At 63.1% G+C, this 21,224-nt stretch carries 19 protein-coding genes; 12 read left to right on the top strand and 7 right to left on the bottom strand.

What is annotated here, in order from left to right:
• Window positions 1-19: 19 nt before the first annotated feature.
• Entirely contained in the window at window positions 20-574 is a 555-nt protein-coding gene (locus ACSSVH_RS09700) for a PQQ-dependent catabolism-associated CXXCW motif protein (RefSeq protein ID WP_169954425.1), read from the bottom strand.
• A gap of 276 nt (window positions 575-850) precedes the next feature.
• Between ACSSVH_RS09700 and ACSSVH_RS09705 the strand changes: the two genes are divergently transcribed.
• Window positions 851-1,477 carry a response regulator gene (locus tag ACSSVH_RS09705; RefSeq protein ID WP_169954424.1) on the top strand — a complete coding sequence of 209 codons (627 nt, stop codon included), beginning with the start codon at window positions 851-853 and terminating at the stop codon, window positions 1,475-1,477.
• A gap of 42 nt (window positions 1,478-1,519) precedes the next feature.
• Here the strand turns inward: ACSSVH_RS09705 and ACSSVH_RS09710 are convergent, their stop codons facing one another.
• Both ACSSVH_RS09710 and exaA read right to left on the bottom strand, forming a co-directional pair.
• Entirely contained in the window at window positions 1,520-2,167 is a 648-nt protein-coding gene (locus ACSSVH_RS09710; protein ID WP_169954423.1) for a pentapeptide repeat-containing protein, read from the bottom strand.
• An 86-nt stretch (window positions 2,168-2,253) separates the two neighbouring features.
• Entirely contained in the window at window positions 2,254-4,146 is a 1,893-nt protein-coding gene (gene exaA / locus ACSSVH_RS09715; protein WP_169954422.1) for a quinoprotein ethanol dehydrogenase, read from the bottom strand.
• 254 nt (window positions 4,147-4,400) lie between these two features.
• Here exaA and pedF point away from each other — a divergent pair, with 254 nt between their 5' ends.
• The 10 genes from pedF to ACSSVH_RS09765 all read left to right on the top strand — a co-directional run bounded on the left by pedF (window position 4,401) and on the right by ACSSVH_RS09765 (window position 16,364).
• Window positions 4,401-4,862, top strand: a complete 462-nt coding sequence (gene pedF / locus ACSSVH_RS09720) for a cytochrome c-550 PedF (RefSeq protein ID WP_169954421.1) — start codon at window positions 4,401-4,403, stop codon at window positions 4,860-4,862.
• Window positions 4,863-4,865: 3 nt separating this feature from the next.
• Window positions 4,866-5,621 (top strand): quinoprotein dehydrogenase-associated SoxYZ-like carrier, encoded by a 756-nt coding sequence (locus ACSSVH_RS09725; RefSeq protein ID WP_169954420.1) that lies wholly within the window; start codon window positions 4,866-4,868, stop codon window positions 5,619-5,621.
• On the top strand, window positions 5,618-6,544 hold the full coding sequence (locus ACSSVH_RS09730; protein ID WP_169954419.1) for a quinoprotein relay system zinc metallohydrolase 1: 927 nt from the start codon (window positions 5,618-5,620) through the stop codon (window positions 6,542-6,544). Before ACSSVH_RS09725 ends, ACSSVH_RS09730 begins: the two co-directional genes overlap by 4 nt.
• A 27-nt stretch (window positions 6,545-6,571) precedes the next feature.
• Window positions 6,572-8,092 (top strand): acetaldehyde dehydrogenase ExaC, encoded by a 1,521-nt coding sequence (gene exaC, locus ACSSVH_RS09735; RefSeq protein ID WP_169954418.1) that lies wholly within the window; start codon window positions 6,572-6,574, stop codon window positions 8,090-8,092.
• A 411-nt stretch (window positions 8,093-8,503) separates the two neighbouring features.
• Entirely contained in the window at window positions 8,504-8,575 is a 72-nt protein-coding gene (gene pqqA, locus ACSSVH_RS09740; protein WP_003243383.1) for a pyrroloquinoline quinone precursor peptide PqqA, read from the top strand.
• A 103-nt stretch (window positions 8,576-8,678) separates the two neighbouring features.
• Window positions 8,679-9,842: an alcohol dehydrogenase-like regulatory protein ErcA gene (gene ercA, locus ACSSVH_RS09745; protein WP_169954417.1), complete on the top strand. Its 1,164-nt coding sequence runs from the start codon at window positions 8,679-8,681 to the stop codon at window positions 9,840-9,842.
• Window positions 9,826-11,217 carry an ATP-binding response regulator gene (locus tag ACSSVH_RS09750; protein WP_169954416.1) on the top strand — a complete coding sequence of 464 codons (1,392 nt, stop codon included), beginning with the start codon at window positions 9,826-9,828 and terminating at the stop codon, window positions 11,215-11,217. Before ercA ends, ACSSVH_RS09750 begins: the two co-directional genes overlap by 17 nt.
• A gap of 125 nt (window positions 11,218-11,342) precedes the next feature.
• On the top strand, window positions 11,343-12,821 hold the full coding sequence (locus ACSSVH_RS09755; RefSeq protein WP_169954415.1) for a DASS family sodium-coupled anion symporter: 1,479 nt from the start codon (window positions 11,343-11,345) through the stop codon (window positions 12,819-12,821).
• Between the two features lie 733 nt (window positions 12,822-13,554).
• Entirely contained in the window at window positions 13,555-15,216 is a 1,662-nt protein-coding gene (locus ACSSVH_RS09760; protein WP_169954414.1) for an MFS transporter, read from the top strand.
• The gene (locus ACSSVH_RS09765; protein ID WP_170043145.1) at window positions 15,213-16,364 is read left to right on the top strand and encodes an HlyD family secretion protein; all 1,152 of its coding nucleotides are present in this window, start codon (window positions 15,213-15,215) and stop codon (window positions 16,362-16,364) included. Before ACSSVH_RS09760 ends, ACSSVH_RS09765 begins: the two co-directional genes overlap by 4 nt.
• A gap of 43 nt (window positions 16,365-16,407) precedes the next feature.
• On the opposite strand, the gene copD is transcribed toward ACSSVH_RS09765, so the two are convergent.
• Window positions 16,408-17,265 (bottom strand): copper homeostasis membrane protein CopD, encoded by an 858-nt coding sequence (copD, locus tag ACSSVH_RS09770; RefSeq protein ID WP_492634420.1) that lies wholly within the window; start codon window positions 17,263-17,265, stop codon window positions 16,408-16,410.
• Window positions 17,266-17,268: 3 nt separating this feature from the next.
• Window positions 17,269-17,634 carry a copper homeostasis periplasmic binding protein CopC gene (gene copC, locus ACSSVH_RS09775; protein ID WP_492634421.1) on the bottom strand — a complete coding sequence of 122 codons (366 nt, stop codon included), beginning with the start codon at window positions 17,632-17,634 and terminating at the stop codon, window positions 17,269-17,271.
• Window positions 17,635-17,749: 115 nt separating this feature from the next.
• Between copC and ACSSVH_RS09780 the strand changes: the two genes are divergently transcribed.
• Window positions 17,750-18,370 carry a TetR/AcrR family transcriptional regulator gene (locus tag ACSSVH_RS09780; RefSeq protein ID WP_029298440.1) on the top strand — a complete coding sequence of 207 codons (621 nt, stop codon included), beginning with the start codon at window positions 17,750-17,752 and terminating at the stop codon, window positions 18,368-18,370.
• A 111-nt stretch (window positions 18,371-18,481) separates the two neighbouring features.
• Here ACSSVH_RS09780 and preA read toward each other — a convergent pair whose 3' ends face one another.
• Complete coding sequence (gene preA / locus ACSSVH_RS09785) at window positions 18,482-19,756, bottom strand: NAD-dependent dihydropyrimidine dehydrogenase subunit PreA (protein WP_172314171.1); 1,275 nt, start codon at window positions 19,754-19,756, stop codon at window positions 18,482-18,484.
• Window positions 19,757-21,124 (bottom strand): NAD(P)-dependent oxidoreductase, encoded by a 1,368-nt coding sequence (locus ACSSVH_RS09790; protein WP_492634422.1) that lies wholly within the window; start codon window positions 21,122-21,124, stop codon window positions 19,757-19,759. It lies immediately after the preceding gene.
• Window positions 21,125-21,224: the final 100 nt, after the last annotated feature.

A 21,224-nucleotide genomic window follows, 5' to 3' on the forward strand; every position in this document is an offset into this window, starting at 1 on the left:
ACCTTTTTATTGTGGTTTTTCAGGGGGCAAGCTCAAAGGGCTCAGGGTGTGCTGCGGCGACTGGCAGCTTGGCTGCCTCCCACGCGTCCAGGCCATCGCGATACCAATACACAGCGCTATAGCCCAAGGCATTGGCCCGTTTTACCGCGTTCCAACTCAACCAGCAATCTGAGCGGCAGTAGAACACCAACGGGTGTGCAAGGTTACCGCCGCTGTAGGTATACAGGTGGCGGGCAAAGTAGCTTTGCCATTCTGGCGTCAGCTCCCCATCGCCGGTATTGGCCAGCCAATGGCTGCCGGGCAGGTTGGCGTGGGGCTGGTCTTCGATGAACTGGCCGTGCAGCCATTGTCGGCGGTAGACGTCGATCAGCACCGGGCGCGGTTGTTGCGCCAGCAGCGCTTGCAGGGCAGGGGTGTCGACGATGGTCGCGCCCGGCAGGTGCGCAGGCGTGGGGCTGCGATAGAGGTTGATGCGGTAGCCATCGCTGGAAAACAGCGCAGTGGGCGGCTGGGCAGCCGCCAGCAGCGGGGTCAGCGACAGCACGGCAACCAGGGTCAGTCGGGCGGGCAGCATGGCAGGTACGATCCTTATAGTTATGCGCCCATTACATGCCAGTCGCGCTGCCTTGGGAATGCGACGATAGACAGCAAAACCAGTACCAAAGTAGTAATTCACCGCGTGCCCGGGGGCTCTAGCATGCAAGGCAACGATCATCCCCGGGAGTTGTACGATCATGCGAATCCTCAAGGCGCTGCTCTTGCCGTTTTTGCTGATTGTCAGCCTGATCGGCGTGGACAAGCTCCACGGCCCGCGACCGGCGCCAGTTTTGGTGATGCCGGCGCATGCCTCATGAATATCCTGTTGGTCGACAAACACGCCGTGGTGCGCCTGGGCTACAGCAGCCTGTTGCGGGCGCTGCTACCGGGCGTGGAGCTGCGCGAGGCGGGCAGTGGCGAAGAGGCGCTGGCGCGGGTGCAGGAGGCGGTGCCGAACCTGGTGATCACCGGTTTTGGCCTGCCGGGCATCAGTGGCCTGGAGACCACCCGCCGCCTGCGCCAGCGCCTGCCGCAATTGCGCGTGCTGTTTTTCAGCCAGCATCAGGAACTGCCCCTGGTACGCCAGGCCCTGGAGGTCGGCGCTGCGGGTTACATCACCAAGGGCGCGACGCCTGCGGTGATGAACGAGGCGGTGCAGCGCATTCTCGACGGCCACACCTATATCGAACAGGCCCTGGCCACCGAGCTGGCCTATCACCCGGTCGATCATCGCCTGCAGGGCATGACCGCCCGCGAGTTGGAGATCTTCCTGATGCTCGCCAAGGGCACGCCCACCCGGGCCATTGCTGATCAACTGAGCATCAGCAGCAAGACCGTGTCCAATCACCTGACCTTGCTCAAGAGCAAATTGCAGGTCAGCTCCCATGCGGAGTTAGTGCATGTGGGGATTGATATGGGCGTGGTGCGGGCGGCGGGATAAATCGCACCTCTGTAGGCGCCGACAAGCCGGCGCCTACAGAGGTTAACGGTCCCAAGTGGTGGGGCAGTCCTTGCAGCCCTCCATATTCGCATCCTGGAAGTTTGCATAGTGCTGGCGGGTGCCGGTGAGGGTGGCCTGTTCCAGATTGCTTTCACCGAACTTGGCTTCTTGCAGGTTGGCATCGCTGAGGTCCGCACCTTGCAGGTCGGCTTTGCTCAGCCAGGTCATTTCCAGGTCCGCGGCACGCAGGTTGGCCTTGTGCAGCTTGGCCCCCGACAGCCGCGCAAATTGCAGGTAGGCGGCGCTGAGGTTGGCGTTTTCGAACTGTGCACCCTGGGCGAACATGCCCCAGCCTTGCACGGCCATCAAGGTGGCACCGCTGAAATCCGCCAGGCGCAGGTTGGCTTGTTGCAGGCTGGCGCGGGTCAGGTTGGCGCCTTGCAGTTGGGCTTTTTCCAGGTTGGCCAGGTCGAGGTTGGCGTGGCGCAGGTCGGCCTCGCGCAGGTCGGCACCGGCCAGGTTCATTTTGCTCAAATCCTCGTTACGCAAGTTGGCGCCCTTGAGGTTGGCGCCGGGGCATTGGCTGTGGGGGGCGATGGTGCAGCCGTTGATGACCAGGGGTTGGTCGTCGCCATCGTCGGCGTAGGCCAGGGGGAGGGACAGCAGAAGTAAGAGGGGCAGGTAGTTCATGGCGGGGATCTCGTGGTGGCCGTTGGGGCGCGGAGCGCCCTGGGAAGCATTCCCACGCAGAGCGTGGGAACGATCATCAACGGGGGTTATTTTTGCGCGGTCTTGTTATCCCAGCTCGGGATCTTGAACACCCAGAATGACCCGCCTTGCGCCACCGGCTTGGTCAGCTCGGCCATGTCGCCGCCCCACAACGGCACCGCGCCGCCGTAGCCAACCGTCACGCCGATGTACTGCTCGCCGTCCTGTTCCCAGGTGATCGGCGGGGAGACGATGCCGCTGCCGGTCTGGAACTTCCACAGCTCCTTGCCGGTTTTCGCGTCGAAGGCCTTGAAGAAGCCATCGCCAGTGCCGGTGAACACCAGGTTGCCCTTGGTCGCCAGCACGCCGGCCCACAATGGCAGGGCTTCCTTGTGTTCCCATACCACCTTGCCGGTGGTCGGGTTCATCGCGCGCAGGGTGCCGACGTGGTCGTCATACATGCGCTTGATGCGGAACCCCATGCCCAGGTACGCCGAGCCCTTCTTGTAGTTGACCTCTTCGGTCCAGTATTCCTCTTTCCACTGGTTGCCCGGAATGTAGAACAGGCCGGTGTCCTGGCTGTAGGCCATGGGGTTCCAGTTCTTGCCACCGAGGAACGGCGGCGAGACTTCCACCGATTTGCCCTTGGTTTCACCCGGCAGCGGCTTGGCCGGACGCTGGCCTTCGTTTTCCACGGGGCGGCCTGTCTTCAGGTCGATATGGCTGGCCCAGGTGATGTTGTCGACAAACGGGAAGGCGTTCTGCAGCTTGCCGTTGTTGCGGTCGACCACGTAGAAGAAGCCGTTGCGGTCGGCGTGGCCGGTGGCCTTGACCACTTTGCCGTCCTTGTCCTTGTAGTCGAACAGCACCAGCTCGTTGTTGCCGGAGAAGTCCCAGGCATCGTTTGGCGTGTGCTGGTAGAACCACTTCACTTCGCCGGTGCTTGGATCGACACCCACTTGGCCGGAGGTGTAGAGGCTGTCGAAGTCGTGGGGGTTGCCGTCCTTGGAGGTGCGCGCCCAGGTGTTCCACGGCCCTGGGTTGCCGGCACCGACGATGATGGTGTTGGTTTCGGCATCGAAACTGGCGCTCTGCCAAGGGGCGCCGCCGCCGTGGCTCCAGGCCTCGACCTTGCCGGTTTCGGTGGTTGGATCGTCCGGCCAGGACGGTGCTTTCACATCGCCGGTGGTGGTGCTGTCCTTGCCATTGAGGCGGCCCATGTGGCCTTCGACAAACGGGCGCATCCACACTTCTTCGCCGGTGTCCGGGTCGCGGGCAAACAGCTGGCCGACCACGCCGAATTCATCACCGGAGCTGCCGTGGATCAGCAGGACCTTGCCGGTGACCTTGTCTTTGATCAGCACCGGGGCGCCGGTCATGGTGTAGCCGGCGGCGTGGTCGCCGAATTTCTTGTTCCACACCACTTTGCCGGTGTTCTTGTCGAGGGCGATCAGGCGCGCATCGAGGGTGCCGAAGTAGATCTTGTCGCCAAAGATCGCCGCCCCGCGGTTGACCACGTCACAGCACGGGCGAATGTTGTCGGGCAGGCGGTGGTTGTAGGTCCACAGGCGCTTGCCGGTCTTGGCGTCGAGGGCGAATACCCGGGAGTAGGAGCCGGTGACATACACCACGCCGTCGTTGACGATGGCCTGGGATTCCTGGCCGCGTTGCTTCTCGTCACCGAACGAGTAGGACCAGGCCGGTGTGAGCTTGAAAACGTTCTTGTCGTTGACCTGGGCTAGGGGGCTCCAGCGCTGGGCGTTGGTGCCCATGCCGTATTGCAGCACGTCCTTGGTGGTCAGGTGGTCGTTGGCAATGTCTTCCCAGGTGACGTTGCGCGTCTGCTTGGCAGGTTCGGCAGCGGCGAAGCTCGCCGCACTCAAGGACAGGCTGCCGACCAGCAGGAAAGCCTGCACGGCAAGGCTCAGCGGCGAGAGGGCGGGTAGCGATCTTATTGTCATGGTTGCAGTTCCCAGTGGAGGTTTTGGCCTGCACAGGTTGCTGGCTGGACGGGGCACAGGGATACGGAAAATATCCCGGTGTAGCCGGGACAATTTCCCGAACCGCATCTGATTTAGCAGGGGCCCGCAAGCCTTACTACGAAGGGAGTAGAACCCGGCCACCAAAGCAGCATACGGGCCCTGGCGAGGCGTTCCTATGATGGTTGCCATAGCCTCTGTAGAGAGGTTTTGCGTGCAATCCTGAGGGGACAATAATGACAACAAAACGCAACGCCTTGCTGGTTGCCGGCCTGTTGGCCGGGGTGATCGGCGCAGGCTCCGCCTGGGCTCATGGCAACGTCACACCCACTGCCGTGGAAACCAAGGGACTGACGCCGGTCAAGGATGCCGGCGTGACGCTGGATGCGGACGGCTGGGCGGCGGTGAACCCGTATCGCCAGTCGCCGGAACATGACAAGGCCGTGGAAGTCGGCGCCTCGGCCTATAACCAGAACTGCGCCGCGTGCCATGGCCTGGAAGCCAAGTCCGGCGGGATCGCGCCGGACCTGCGCATGCTCGATGAGGGCGATGCCGGGGACGAGTGGTTCGTCGAACGGGTGCGCCACGGTGCCGTGCGCGATGGCCGGGTGTACATGCCTAAAATGGCCGACTACCTGAGCCAGGAAGCCTTATGGGCGGTACGCACTTATCTTGATAGCGTGCACGTCGAGGAGTAAGCCATGGGCTGGCGCGCACGTTGGCTGTTGGCTTGTTGGTTGCCAGTGGCCGCCTACGGGATGGACCCCGGCAAAGACCCGGTGCCATCGGTGATGTGGAGCTATTTTCACCAGCAGTTGCTCGGCAATGCGCCGTTTGTCTTTGATGAGCGGGTCCAACTGCTGGCGCCGCCCTTTGCCGAAGATGCGCGGCAGGTGCCGCTGGAAATCGATGCCCGCGCCTTCAAGGGCGAGGTAGTGAAGATCATCGCCTGGGCCGAACTCAATCCACTGCCGAAAATCGTCGACTTCCAGCCGGGCGAGGGCGTGCTGCCCTGGCTGGCGATTCGTATCCGCATCGAACAGGCCACGCCGTTGCGCGCGGCCGTGTTGACCAAAGATGGCCTGTGGCATGTGGGCTCGACCCTGATCGACGCCGCCGGCGGTGGCTGCACCGCGCCCAGCGTGGTGCGCAGCCAGCCGGGTTGGGAAGAGCACCTGGGAGAAGTGTTGGGCGGTCGCTACCCCCGCGCGGATTTCAGCCGGCTGCGCCTGCAAGTGGCGCACCCGATGGACAATGGCATGGTCAGCGGCATCCCTGAGTTCTACATCAACCACGCCGAGCTGCGCGACGCCCAGGACCGGGTGTTGGCGCGCCTGGAGCTGTTCGCGGCGGTCAGCGAGAACCCCGACCTGGCGTTTGACCTGCAAGGAGCGGGGCCGGTGCGCCTACTGTTGCGCGACACCAGCGGCAGCGAATTTTCCGGAGCCATCCCATGAAGTGGCTATGGCTGCTGTTGTTCGGCCTGAGCCTGCCCGCGCTGGCCGACCTCGACTACGCCCTCAACCCCCGGCAGATCGCTGCCGACACCTGGCTGCTGGAAGGCAGCACCGACAATTTCGCCAGGGCCAACGGCGGCAATATCGTCAATACCGCCTTTATCGTGACCCAGGCCGGGGTAGTGGTTATCGACACCGGGCCGTCCCGGCGCTACGGCGAGGCGATGCGCCAGGCAATTGCCACGGTCACCGACAAACCGGTGATCCAGGTCTTGCTGACCCATCACCACCCCGACCATGTACTGGGCAACCAGGCGTTCAAGGATGTGCCCATCGGCGCGCTGGCAGGCACCACCACGCTGCTGCGCGAGCAGGGCGATGGCATGGCGGAAAATATGTACCGCATGGTCGGCGACTGGATGCGTGGCACTGAAGTGCTGCTGCCCAGCCAGACGCTGAGCCCCGGCGTGCAGACCTTTGGTGGGCACTCCTTGCGCCTGCTGAGCCTGAGCGGCCATACCGGCGCCGACCTGGCGATTTTCGACGAGACCAGCGGCGTGCTGTTTGCCGGCGACCTGGTGTTTTACCAGCGCGCCCTGACCACCCCCAATACCCCCGGCCTTGCAGTATGGCTGGCGGATATCGCCACCCTGCAAGGCCTGCCCTGCAAGCTCATTGTGCCCGGCCACGGCCCCGTGGCCAGCGACGCGCAGCCCTTTGCACAAATGCGTGACTACCTGGGCTGGCTCGACCAGCTCATGGCTACCGGTGCCGCCAACGGCAGTGCCATGGGCGAGATGATCCGCAGCCCCATCCCCGAACGTTTTGCGGCCATCAGCCTGAGCCGCTACGAACTGATCCGCAGTGTCAGCCACCTGTATCCGCGCTATGAACGCGCCCAGATGCAACGGATAGATCAATAACAACATCCCCCCGAAAGAGGCCTCATCATGATCTACGCACAACCTGGCACCCCCGGCGCCATCGTCACCTTCAAGCCACGCTACGGCAACTTTATCGGTGGCGAGTTTGTGGCCCCGGTCAACGGTGAATACTTCACCAACACCTCGCCGGTCACCGGCGAAGTGATTGCCCAATTCCCGCGCTCCAGCGCCGCCGATATCGACAAGGCGCTGGACGCCGCGCATGCCGCCGCCGATGCCTGGGGCAAGACCTCGGCCCAGGATCGTTCCCTGGTGCTGCTGAAAATTGCCGACCGCATCGAGCAGCACCTGGAAGTGTTGGCCGTGACCGAAACCTGGGACAACGGCAAGGCCGTGCGCGAGACCCTGAATGCCGACGTGCCATTGGCCGCCGACCACTTCCGTTATTTCGCCGGCTGTATCCGCGCCCAGGAGGGCGGCGCTGCCGAGATCAACGAACTGACCACCGCTTATCACTTCCACGAACCCCTGGGCGTGGTCGGGCAGATCATCCCGTGGAACTTCCCGTTGTTGATGGCCGCCTGGAAACTCGCCCCGGCCCTGGCCGCCGGCAACTGCATCGTGCTCAAGCCGGCCGAGCAGACGCCGCTGTCGATCATGGTGTTTGCCGAGCTGATCGCCGACCTGTTGCCGGCCGGCGTGCTGAACATCGTCCAGGGTTTTGGCCGCGAAGCCGGCGAAGCCCTGGCCACCAGCAAGCGCATCGCCAAGATCGCCTTTACCGGCTCCACCCCGGTGGGCGCGCACATCATGCACGCGGCGGCCGAGAACATTATTCCGTCTACCGTCGAGCTGGGCGGCAAGTCGCCCAATATCTTCTTTGAAGACATCATGCAGGCGGAACCGGCCTTTATCGAGAAAGCCGCCGAGGGCCTGGTGCTGGCGTTCTTCAACCAGGGCGAGGTCTGCACCTGCCCGTCGCGGGCGCTGGTGCAGGAGTCGATCTACGAGCCGTTCATGGCCGAGGTCATGAAGAAGATCGTCAAGATCAAGCGCGGCAACCCGCTGGACACCGAAACCATGGTCGGCGCCCAGGCGTCCGAGCAGCAGTACGACAAGATCCTCTCGTACCTGACCATTGCCCAGGAAGAGGGCGCCGAACTGCTGGCCGGTGGCGCCGCCGAACACCTGGAGGGCGACCTGTCCAGCGGCTATTACATCCAGCCGACCCTGCTCAAGGGCCACAATAAAATGCGCGTGTTCCAGGAAGAAATCTTCGGCCCGGTGGTGGGCGTGACCACCTTCAAGGACGAAGCCGAAGCCCTGGCGATTGCCAACGACAGCGAATTTGGCCTCGGTGCCGGGCTGTGGACCCGCGACATCAACCGCGCCTACCGCATGGGCCGGGCGATCAAGGCCGGGCGCGTGTGGACCAACTGCTACCACCTGTACCCGGCGCACGCCGCATTTGGCGGCTACAAAAAGTCCGGCGTGGGCCGTGAGAACCACAAGATGATGCTCGACCATTACCAGCAGACCAAGAACCTGCTGGTGAGCTATGACATCAACCCGTTGGGGTTCTTCTGATCGCCTGATTGAACTGCCAGCTTCCACCCTTTGATGGGCAGACATCAGCCTCCCTGCTTGAAATGCAATCAAGTGTGGGAGCTGGCTTGTCGGATCGCTGCGATAGCGGTGTATCAGTCGATAAATGTATTGGCTGATACACCGCCATCGCAGGCAAGCCAGCTCCTACAGGGGAATGCAGCTTCGCGCTCTTGCTCTGCTGTTGATCTGCTTTTGATCTGGCTTTTGATCTTGGGCGCCCCGTTAAACCACGATGGCCGTCGCAGGTAAGCCCGCTCCCACATTTTTGATGGGGGTACACCCGCGACCATTGCAGGCTGCCGGCTCGTTCGAAAGTAGCATTCGCCCGCCAGCCCACCCATGCATTAATGCCTGTACCGGACTTTCCCGGCATAACAAGAGGAACGCCCCATGTGGACCAAACCCGCCTACACCGACCTGCGTATCGGCTTTGAAGTGACGATGTATTTCGCCAATCGCTGAAATTTCAACGGGGATGTGGGCCACCCATTGGTCTGATTGCATTCGCCAGCGGATGCGTTAGTGTGGCCCGTATCTTCCAAAAACAATAAAAACAGGCTTACCAATGAGCCAGAGTCTCAGCCAACTGCGTAAATTCGTTTCCCCAGAAATCATCTTCGGCGCCGGTTCCCGGCACAATGTCGGCAATTACGCCAAGACCTTTGGTGCGCGCAAGGTCCTGGTGGTCAGCGACCCCGGCGTAGTGGCTGCCGGTTGGGTCGCAGATGTGGAGGCCAGCCTGCAGGCCCTGGGTATCGAGTACTGCCTGTACACCGCCGTGTCACCCAACCCGCGTGTGGAAGAAGTGATGCAGGGCGCCGAGGTCTACCGCGAGCACCATTGCGATGTGATCGTCGCCGTCGGCGGCGGCAGCCCGATGGATTGCGGCAAGGCCATTGGCATTGTGGTTGCCCATGGGCGCAGCATCCTTGAGTTCGAAGGGGTGGACACCATCCGCGTGCCCAGCCCGCCGCTGATCCTGATCCCGACCACCGCCGGCACCTCCGCCGACGTGTCGCAGTTCGTGATCATTTCCAATCAGCAGGAACGCATGAAGTTTTCCATCGTCAGCAAGGCGGTGGTGCCGGATGTGTCGCTGATCGATCCGGAAACCACCGCCAGCATGGACCCGTTTCTCTCGGCCTGTACCGGGATCGACGCGCTGGTGCATGCCATCGAGGCCTTTGTGTCTACCGGCCACGGCCCGCTGACCGACCCCCATGCGCTGGAGGCTATGCGCCTGATCAATGGCAACCTGGTGCAGATGATCGCCAACCCCAGCGATATCGCCCTGCGCGAGAAAATCATGCTCGGTAGCATGCAGGCGGGCCTGGCGTTTTCCAATGCGATCCTGGGTGCGGTGCATGCCATGTCCCACAGCCTGGGCGGTTTTCTCGATTTGCCCCATGGCCTGTGCAACGCGGTGCTGGTCGAGCATGTGGTGGCGTTCAACTACAACTCGGCGCCGGAGCGTTTCAAGGTGATTGCCGAGACTTTTGGCATCGACTGCCGGGGGCTCAACCACCGGCAGATCTGCGGGCGGTTGGTGGAGCACCTGATTGCGCTCAAGCATGCCATTGGCTTCCATGAAACCCTGGGCCTGCACGGGGTGCGGGTGGCGGATATTCCGTTCTTGTCGCAACACGCCATGCACGACCCGTGCATCCTGACCAACCCGCGCGAGTCGAGCCAGCGTGACGTCGAGGTCGTCTATGGCGAAGCTCTCTGACGATCAACAGCGGGCCCTGGCCGGGCTGCTGGGGCTGGGCGACCATTCGGCACGCAAGAGCCACTATCCCGAGCTGACGGCGCGGTTGGATGAGCTGGAGGCCGAGCGCAAACGCTATATCCGCCTCAACGATGAGCTGGAGCAAAGGGTCGCGGCACGCACCGATGAACTGCTCGACGCCAACCACAACCTGCAACAGCAGATCGCCCGGCGCGAGCGCATCGAACAGGACCTGCGCGACGCCCGCGACGCTGCCCAGGCCGCCAACCGCAGCAAGGACAAATACCTCGCCGCCGCCAGCCACGACCTGTTGCAGCCGCTCAATGCCGCGCGCTTGTTGATCTCTACCTTGCGCGAGCGAGAGCTGCCCAGCGTGGAAAAAGTCCTGGTGGAGCGTACGCACCAGGCGCTGGAAGGGGCGGAAGACCTGCTGGCGGACTTGCTGGATATTTCCCGCCTCGACCAGGCGGCGGTCAAGCCGGACATTGCCCTGTATCGCCTCGACGAACTGCTGGCGCCGCTGGTTTCGGAGTTCCAGTCGGTGGCGGCGGCGGCCGGGTTGAACCTGCGTGTGCACATGGGCCGCTATGCGCTGCGCACCGACCTGCGCCTGTTGACACGCATCCTGCGCAATTTCCTCAGCAATGCCTGCCGCTATACCGAGCAGGGTTGCATCCTGCTGGGGGCGCGGCGGCGCGGTGATCGCCTGCGCCTGGAGGTGTGGGACACCGGCCGTGGGATTGCCGCCGACAGCCTGGAGTCGATTTTCCTCGAGTTCAACCAACTGGACGTCGGCCGGGCGGCGGATCGCAAGGGCGTAGGCCTGGGCCTGGCGATTGTCGAGCGTATCGCGAAGATCCTCGGCTGCCAGGTGAGGGTGCGCTCATGGCCGGGGCGCGGCTCGATGTTCAGTATCGAGGTGCCGCTGTCCGAGGAAATACCGCTGCCCATCAGCCTCGCGCCACCCCAGGCCGGTGCCGGCAACCCATTGCCGGGGCGGCGCCTGCTGGTGCTGGATAACGAAACCAGCATCCTGGAGAGCATGCGCGCGTTGCTTGGGCAGTGGGGCTGCGAAGTGGTGACCGCCACTGATCAGGCGGGCGCGTTGGTGGCGTTGCAGGGTAGGGCGCCGGAGCTGATCCTGGCCGATTACCACCTCGATCATGGTGTGGTCGGCTGCGAGGTGGTCAAGCAGTTGCGCGAGCATTTCGACCGCAGGATCCCTGCGGTGATCATCACGGCCGACCGCACGGACCAGTGCCGGCGTTCGTTGCAGCGCCTGGAGGCGCCGTTGCTCAATAAACCGGTGAAGCCGGGCAAGCTGCGGGCGGTGTTGAGCCAGCTACTGGGTGCCGCGCCTGACACGACGGCCTGAATGTGGGAGCAGGCAAGCCTGCTCCCACAGGTTTAAATCGCGTGTGCCTTGATACCTGTCAAAACCCGCCGCGACGCTTTGCCTCATGCTGCGGGCCTTGATTGTCACGGCCGACGGAGATTTCCATGAGTGCCCCCGCAACACCTGCTGTTTCTTTCAAGCTGCCCATGGGCCTGGTGATCGCCGTGCTGGTGATGATCGGCGTGCTGTTGTTGCCGTTGCCCGCCGACTTGCCGGTAGCCGGGCATCGGATGCTGGCGATCCTGGCCTTTGCCGTGGTGGTGTGGATCACCGAGGCGGTGTCCTACGAAGCCAGTGCGATCATGATCACCTCGTTGATGGCCTTTCTGCTGGGCACCGCGCCGTCCCTGCAGGACCCGACGCACCTGATCGGTTCCAGCCCCGCCATCAGCATGGCGCTTACCGGGTTTGCCAACCCGGCCCTGGCCCTGGTGGCCGGTGCGTTGTTTATCGCCGCCGCCATGACCCACACAGGCCTCGACCGGCGTATCGCCCTGGTCACCCTGACCCGGGTTGGCACCAGCACCCGCGGGATTCTGGTGGGGGCGATTGCGGTGACCATCCTGCTCAGCCTGGTAGTGCCCAGCGCCACGGCGCGCAGTGCTTGCGTAGTGCCGATCATGATGGGGGTGATCGCCGCGTTTGGCGTGGACAAACGCTCCAATATCGCCGCCGGGATCATGATCGTCGTCGCCCAGGGCACCAGCATCTGGAACGTCGGGATCCAGACCGCGGCGGCGCAGAACCTGTTGACCGTGGGCTTTATGGACAAGATGCTCGGCCAGCGCGTGTCGTGGATCGACTGGCTGATCGCCGGGGCGCCGTGGGCGTTGATCATGTCGGCGGTATTGCTGTTGCTGGTGCTCAAGTTGCTGCCTCCGGAAACCAACAGCATCCCCGGTGGCAAGGAGGCCGTGGCGCAATCTCTGGCCGATATCGGCCCGATGACCGGGCCGCAGAAGCGCCTGCTGACGGTCTCGCTATTGCTGCTGCTGGCCTGGGCCACGGAAGGGCGCCTGCACAGCTTCGATACCACCTCCACCACCTACGCCGGCCTGGTGTTCCTGCTGCTGCCGGGGATTGGGGTGATGACCTGGAAAGACGTGCAGTCGCGCATCCCCTGGGGCACGGTGATTGTGTTTGGCGTGGGCATCAGCCTCGGTACGGCGCTGCTGACCACCCAGGCCGGGCAATGGCTGGGCGCGCAGGTGGTGGGGCATACCGGCCTGGATCAACTGGGTCCGCTGGGGGTGTTTGCGATCCTTGGGGCATTCCTGATTGTGATCCACCTGGGCTTTGCCAGCGCCACTGCGTTGACCTCGGCCTTGCTGCCGATCCTGATCGCGGTGCTGCAAACCCTGCCGGGGGACTTCAGCCGGCTGGGCATGACCATGTTGCTCGGGTTTGTGGTCAGCTATGGCTTTATCCTGCCGATCAACGCCCCGCAGAACATGGTGTGCCTGGGCACCGGCACCTTTACCGCGAGGCAGTTTGCCAAGGTGGGCTTGTTGGTGACCTTGATTGGCTACCTGTTGATGCTGGTGTTTGCCGCCACCTATTGGAGCTGGCTGGGCTGGATCTAAAAGCCCCAGTGTGAGCCCGCTCCCAAAGGGGGGGCTGGGCTGGGCATATAGTTTGTGCCACATCGCAAATCAAATGTGGGAGCTGGCTTGCCTGCGATGGCGGTGTGTCAGCCACTGGAAATAGCGCCTGAACCGCCGCTATCGCGGGCAAGCCCGCTCCCACAGGGGGGCTCGGCTGTGCACATAATTTGTGCCACATCGCAAATCAAATGTGGGAGCTGGCTTGCCTGCGATGGCGGTGTGTCTGCCACTGGAAATATCGCCTGAACCGCCGCCATCGCGGGCAAGCCCGCTCCCACAGGGGGACTGGGTTGGGCATATAGTTTGTGCCACATCGCAAATCAAATGTGGGAGCTGGCTTGCCTGCGATGGCGGTGTGTCAGCCACTGGAAATATCGCCTGAACCGCCGCCATCGCGGGCAAGCCCGCTCCCACAGGGGGGGCTCGGCTGTGCACATAATTTGTGCCACATCGCAAATCAAATGTGGGAGCTGGCTTGCCTGCGATGGCGGTGTGTCAGCCACTGGAAATATCGCCTGAACCGCCGCTATCGCGGGCAAGCCCGCTCCCACAGGGGGGCTGGGCTGGGCATATAGTTTGTGCCACATCGCAAATCAAATATGGGAGCAGGCAAGCCAGCTCCCACAAAGATGACAAGATGAACCCCGCTCAGGTCTACTACGCTCTGAGTCATGGTTTTACCGGCCTCGTGCGTCGGTCATCAAGGTCACGAATGGATAAATACACCCCGCATACCTGGCAACCCCACGAGCGTCCGAGCTTGCCGGGGTCGCCGTCGACGCCCCATCACCCCACGCTCAAACGCTGGGCCTTTGCCCTGGTTGGCGTGCTGGTGGCAATCACCGGCGGCCTGGGCAATGCACTGGTGATCGCCAACCTGCCGTATCTGCAAGGGGCATTGGGCGCGACCACCGCCGAAATGGCCTGGCTGCCCGCGGCCTACGTGATGACCAACGTGTCGATGAACCTGCTGCTGGTGAAGTTCCGCCAGCAGTTCGGCTTGCGCGCGTTTACCGAAGTGTTCCTGGTGCTTTACGCCCTGGTCACCTTTGGCCATCTGTTCGTCAATGATCTCAGCTCGGCAATCGCCGTGCGTGCGGCCCACGGCATGGTGGGCGCGGCCCTCAGTTCCCTGGGTTTGTACTACATGGTCCAGGCGTTCCCCGCAAAGTGGCGGCTCAAGGCCCTGGTCTTGGGCCTGGGCACCGCGCAACTGGCCCTGCCGATGGCACGGCTGTTTTCCGAGGACTTGCTGCAAATTGCCGAGTGGCGCGGCCTCTACCTGTTTGAACTGGGCATGGCGCTGACCTGCCTGGGCTGTGTATTCCTGCTCAAGTTGCCACCGGGCGACCGCTTCAAGACCTTTGAAAAGCTCGACTTCCTGACCTTCGCCTTGCTCGCCTCGGGGGTGGCGTTGCTCTGCGCGGTACTGTCCCTGGGGCGTATCGACTGGTGGCTGGAAGCGCCGTGGATTGGCGTCGCTTCTGCCTGTTCGCTAGTGCTGATCATGGCCGGCCTGGCCATCGAACATAACCGCGCCAACCCGTTGCTGATGACCCGCTGGCTGGGCGGCGGGGTGATGATTCGCCTGGCCCTGGCGGTGATCCTGATCCGCATGGTGCTGTCCGAGCAGTCCACCGGCGCCGTCGGCTTTTTGCAGGCGCTGAACATGAGCAGCGAGCAGATGCGCACCTTGTACCTGGTGATGCTGCTGGGGGCGATCAGTGGCCTGGTGATCAGCGCGTTGACCATCAACCCGGCACACCTGCTGATGCCGCTGGTGATATCCCTGGCCCTGATGGCCACAGGTTCGGTGATGGACAGCTTCTCCAGCAACCTGACTCGCCCGCACAACATGTACCTGAGCCAGTTTTTGCTGGGGTTTGGCGGTACCTTCTTCCTCGGCCCGACCATGGTGCTGGGCATGCGCAATGTGCTGACCAACCCGCGCAACCTCGTGAGTTTCTCGGTGTTATTCGGTATTTGCCAGAACCTTGGCGGGCTGATGGGGGCGGCGTTGCTCGGCACGTTCCAGATCGTGCGGGAGAAGTTCCACTCCAGCATGATTGTCGAACACCTGACATTGTTGGACCCGCGCGTAGCCGCCCGGGTGCAGAGCGGTGGCTCGGCCTATGGCTCGGTAATTGCCGACCCGGAACTGCGCAACCTGATGGGCATTCGCAGCCTGGCCACGGCGGCCACCCGTGAAGCCAATGTCATGGCCTATAACGACGTGTTCATGCTGATCGCGATCATCGCGATCCTCACCATGTTGTGGATTTTTACCCGCAGCCTGTGGCTGATGAGCACCACCAAGAAAGCTGCCGCCAGCGCAGCGCCTTCCGTTCAACCTAGCGGCGCACTTCCTTCATGAGCGAACCTACGGCTACCACCACGACCACCAATGCCATTGCTTCCACCCCGGAGGGCACCACGCCGCCCGGTGCCACGGTCACCGAACAGCGTTCGTTGGGGGTGCGTGTCATCTCGTCCCTGGGCTTTGCCGCGATTGCGATCGTCGGCGTGTTGATCGTGTTGTACGCCTGGCAATTGCCGCCTTTCAGCAGTGCCGTCGAAACCACCGAGAACGCCCTGGTGCGCGGCCAGGTAACGATCATCGGCCCGCAATTGAGCGGTTATGTGTTCGAGGTGCCGGTGCAGGATTTCCAGTACGTCAAGGCCGGGGATCTGCTGGTGCGCCTCGACGATCGCATCTACAAGCAGCGCCTGGACCAGGCCCAGGCGCAACTGGCGGTACAGCAGGCGTCCCTGGCCAACGTGGTGCAACAGCGCAACAGCGCCGAGGCGACCATCAAGTTGCGCCAGGCGGCCCTGGCCGACAGCCAGGCCCAGGCGCGCAAAAGCACCGCCGACCTGCGCCGCAACGAAGAACTGATCAGCGACGGCTCGGTATCGCGCCGCGAACTGGACGTGACCCGCGCCGCCAACGCGCAGACCATCGCCGCCGTGGCCCAGGCCCAGGCCAGCCTGGAAATCGCCCGCCAGGATCTGCAGACGGTGATCGTCAATCGCGGCTCGCTGGAAGCCGCCGTCGCCAGCGCCGAGGCCGCCGTGGAGTTGGCGCGGATCGACCTGTCGAACACCCGTGTGCTCGCACCCAGGGACGGCCAGTTGGGGCAGATCGGCGTGCGCCTGGGGGCCTACGTCAACTCCGGCGCGCAGTTGATGGCGCTGGTGCCGAACCAGCTGTGGGTGATCGCCAATATGAAAGAAACCCAGATGGACAACGTGCAGGTGGGCCAGCCGGTGACGTTCACCGTCGATGCCCTGAACCACCGCAAATTCCACGGCACGGTGCAGCGTATCTCGCCGGCCACGGGAGCCGAGTTCAGCCTGTTGCAGGCCGATAACGCCACCGGCAACTTCGTCAAGATCGCGCAGCGGGTGCCGGTGCGGATCACGGTGGACCCGGATCAGGAGCAGAGCGAACGCTTGCGGCCGGGGTTGTCGGTGGTGGTCAGTATCGACACGGCGGGGCGCTTGAAGAACAGCCCGCCCTGACCCCTGGCAGGAGCCGACTTGCCGGCTCCTGCAGAGGTTTTGTTTATGGGGTCATGAGCATCGGTGGCAGGGTGCCCAACAGCGAAACGGCCGCCACGGCCGCCGCGCCCAGCAGCCATTCCAGCAACACGCTGGCCTGCAATTGGCCCGGACGTTGCTGGCAACCCTTGATCCGTAGCCGGTTGAGCAATGCCAGGCCCAGCATGCCCGCCACCAGCAGCACCTTGATCAACAGGATCAAGGCAAACCCGCTGAACAGCGGGGTAGGCCACAATTGCCCGGTAAGCACGCGGACATTGATCAGCCCGCTGACCAGCAAACCCGCTACCAGCCCGTAACCGACACCACTGAAGCGCCGCAGGACCTCCTCCAGGGCGGTGCGCTGCGCTTGGCGCAGGATCAACACCAACAGCAGCAACCCACCGAGCCAGGCCCCGACGCAGAGCAGGTGTACCACCTGATTGAGGATCAGCAATTGGCCGTTCAGGCCACTGAGCATGGCGCCGTGGCCCACCGGGGCCAGGGTTGCCAAAAGCAGCACCGTCAGTGGCAGGCGCAGGCGGCTCCAGGGCGTCAGCAAGCCCAGCACCAACAAGCCATTGAGCAGCAGGTGCGCGCTCCAGACCTGGCCGAAGAAGGTCTTGCCCAGCACCAATTGCACGGTGGCCAGGTCCAGCGCCAGCAGTTCGCTGCCGGCCATGCTGGCACTGATCAATAGCAACCACGCCACGCCGCTGCCCAGGGCCAGCCACGCCAGTAGCGTGGTGATGCGCGCCAATTGCCGATCCAGTGCCGGCTGGGGTTTGTTGCCCAGGAGCACGGGCCGGAACACACAAGCCCCGAACATCAGCAGCACCGCCAGAAAGTGCAGGAAACGGCACAGCACCAGCAGGGTTGCCATGGGTTATTGGCCGACCTTGAAGCTGTAGCTGCCTTCGCTCTTGTGGGTATCGACCGAGACCGCATGCCACTCCACTTTGTAAGTGCCGGTAGCCAACGGCGCGGCAGGGGTCACCACCAGGGTTTTCTTGTCGGCGTCCGGGGTTTCCAGGCCTTTGACCGCCACTTCGGTGCCGTCCTTGCTCAGGGAAACCTTGGTGAACGTGGCTTCGACACCTTCAGAGAACACCAGGCGCAGGTCGGCGGGCGCGGCGACGGTGCTGTCGGCCGCCGGCGTGGTGTTTTTCAGGTGGGCATGGGCAAAAGCCGCCGAAGCGCCCAGCAGCGAGGCCAGCAAGGTCACCGTGGTCAGGGTTTTCTTGATCAACATCGTGCACTACCTATCAATGGGAGGAGTGGGCAGTGTACGAAGTTTCCACTCGGGCTGTCGCCCCGATCTAGAGCGGATGGTAGTCTTCAAGGCATGTCGTTGTCAGGGAGCCCCTATGGGCAATCACAAGATCGGTATCCGTCGGGTCAACGTCGAAAAGATTCTGCTGGCGGCTGAGAAGGTCTTCGCCGAAAAGGGCTACGGCAGCACCGCCATGGCCGACATTGCCGAACAGGCGCAACTGCCGCGCTCCAACCTGCATTACTACTTCAGCACCAAGAGCGAGTTGTACAGCGCGGTGCTGTTCGACCTGCTGGAAGTGTGGAAGCAGGACGCCCTGTGTTTCGAGATGTTCGATGACCCGCGGGTGGTCCTCAGCAGCTACATCCGGGCGAAGATGCAGCATTCGCGCAGTCGCCCCTATGGCTCCAAAGTCTGGGCCAATGAAATCATCCACGGTGCGCCGACTCTCGGTGAAGCGTTGGATGCAAGCCTGTACGACTGGGCCAAGATGAAGGAAGCGAAAATCCGCCAGTGGGTGGAAGACAAACGCATCCTCGCGGTGGAGCCGTCGAGCCTGCTGTATATGATCTGGGCCTCGACCCAGCACTATGCCGACTTTGATCATCAGGTGATGATCCTCAACGACCATCAGGCGTTGTCGGATATGCAGTTCGAACGGGCGGTGCAGACGGTGACCAGTGTGATTTTGCGGGGGATTGGCTTGGAGCCCTGAGTTTGTGGTGCGGTTGAGGGCCTTATCGCAGGCAAGCCAGCTCCCACATTTTGATTGTGTGAACCCGATCAAATGTGGGAGCTGGCTTGCCTGCGATAGCGATTTAAAAGGCTACACCGCCTCTCGGTAGGGGTTGCGTGGGTCCTGCGTCCAATTCAAAAACGGCTTGCCGGTGTCCATCGGCACCATCTCGATGCAGTCCGCCACCGGGCAGGTGATCTGGCACAGGTTGCAGCCCACGCATTCGTCGTCGATCACTTGGTACACGTGGGTGCCATCGGCCTGCTTGAGGCTGGCAATCGCCTGGTGCGAGGTGTCTTCGCAGGCAATATGGCAACGCCCGCAGCCAATGCAGGCGGCCTGGTCAATGTTGGCGATGACCTGGTAGTTGATGTCCAGGTATTTCCAGTCCGTGGTGTTGCCCACGGCGCGCCCGGAGAAATCCTGCAGGCTGTTGTAGCCCTGGCTGTCCATCCACCGCGACAAGCCATCCTTCATCTCGTCGACAATGCGAAAGCCATGCAGCATCGCCGCCGTGCATACCTGCACCGCGCCGCAGCCCAGGGCAATGAACTCTGCGGCATCGCGCCAGTTGCCGATGCCGCCGATCCCGCAGATCGGCAAGCCCTGGGTCTGGGGGTCACGGGCAATTTCAGCGACCATGTTCAAGGCAATCGGTTTGACCGCCGAGCCGCAGTAGCCGCCGTGGGTACTCTGGGTGCCGACGATCGGCAGGGCGACCATGCGCTCCAGATCGACGCTGGTGATGGAGTTGATGGTGTTGATCAGCGACACCGCATCGGCGCCCCCGCGATATGCGGCACGGGCGGCCACGCGAATGTCGGTGATGTTGGGCGTGAGCTTGACGATCACCGGCAGCGAACAGTAGGTCTTGCACCAGCGTGTCACCTGCTCCACATACTCCGGCACCTGGCCCACGGCCGCACCCATGCCCCGTTCCGGCATGCCGTGGGGGCACCCGAAGTTCAGCTCGATGCCGTCGCAACCGGTGGCCTCCACCAGCGGCAGGATGTTTTTCCATGACTCTTCGACGCACGGCACCATCAGCGACACGATCAGCGCGCGGTCCGGCCAATCCTTTTTCACCTGGGTGATTTCCCGCAGGTTGATCTCCAGGGAGCGGTCGGTAATCAGCTCGATATTGTTGATACCCAACACTTCACGGTTGGCGCCAAAGTGCGCCGAATAACGGGACGAGACGTTGACCGCCGCCGGGTCTTCGCCCAGGGTCTTCCAGACCACCCCCCCCCAGCCGGCCTCGAAGGCGCGCACCACGTTGTAGGCTTTGTCGGTGGGTGGTGCGGAGGCCAGCCAGAACGGGTTGGGGGCTTTGATACCGGCGAACACAATCGATAGATCGGCCATTTACGCAGCCTCCACATTGAGCATGAGTTGAGCGTGCATGGCCTCGGCGGCCAGCTTGCCGTGTTGCACGGCCTGGACGGTGAGGTCTTGCCCGAGGCTGACGCAATCGCCACCGGCATACACGCCGGGGATGCTGGTTTGCAGCTGCGCATCGACAAAGATCCGTTCGCCCTGGCGTTGCAGTTGCTGGGCCAATGGGTCGTGCAAGGCCTGGTCGTCGAAGCCTTGGCCGATGGCCTTGAAGATCGCATCTGCCGCCAGCTCGAAAGTTTCGCCGGTGGGGTGCAGGCGGCCGTTTTCCAGGCGCGTGCGGGCAAAGCGCATGCCGCGTACCTGGCCCTGGTCGTCCAGCAGCACCGTGTCGGGTTGGGCCCAGGTCAGCAGACGCACCTGGTTGGCCTTGGCGATATCTTGCTCATGGCCGGTGGCGCCCATGTCGGCAAGCCCACGGCGGTAGACCAGGTTGACATCGCGCGCGCCCAGGCGGGCCATTTGCACGGCCATGTCGATGGCGGTGTTGCCGGCACCGAGCACGATGCAGCGGTCAGCCAGGGGCAGTTGGCTGAGGTCGTCGGCCTGGCGCAGTTCGCGGATGTAATCGGTGGCGGCGAGCAGGCCGGGGGCGTCCTCATGGGGCAGGCCCAGGTGTTTGCTGGCGGCCAGGCCCAGGCCGAGGAACACCGCGTCGAATTGCTGGTGCAGGTCGCTCAGGCTCAGGTTGTCACCCAGGCGCTGACCGTGGCGGATTTCGATTCCGCCGATCTGCAGGAGGAAATCAAGCTCCTTCTGGGCGAAGTCATCCACCAGTTTGTATTTGGCGATCCCGTATTCGTTGAGGCCACCGGCCTTTTCCCGGGCTTCGAAAATCACCACGTCATGCCCATGCAAGGCACTGCGATGGGCGCAAGACAAACCTGCCGGCCCGGCGCCGACCACCGCGATGCGCTTGCCGGTAGGGGCGGCGCGCTGGAACGGGTGTTGCTCGAAGTGCGCGTTGTCGATGGCATAGCGTTGCAACAGGCCGATCAGCACCGGGGCGCATTCTTCGCTGTGGTTGCGCACACAGGCCTGCTGGCAGAGGATTTCGGTCGGGCACACCCGGGCACAGCTGCCACCGAGGATGTTGGCCGAGAGAATCTTTTGCGCTGCGCCCTGGACGTTGTCGGTGTGGATGTTGCGGATGAAGGACGGAATGTCGATCTCGCTGGGGCACGCGTTGACGCACGGTGCGTCGTAGCAATACAGGCAGCGCGAGGCTTCCAGGTGCGCCTGGCGGGCGTTGAGGGGCGGTGCCAGATCGGTGAAATGGCTGGCGAGGGTCGCCTTGTCTTCGTCGGGGTGGGGGAGGTGGTTCAGGGTCTGGATCACGGTAGTGTCCTCACGGTTTTTTGCCTCTGGCGGGCATTGATTTTTTTGTTGTTTGCACTGGCCTCATCGCGGGCAAGCCCGCTCCCACATTTGAACTGTG

The organism is Pseudomonas sp. HC1(2025) (assembly GCF_058742075.1).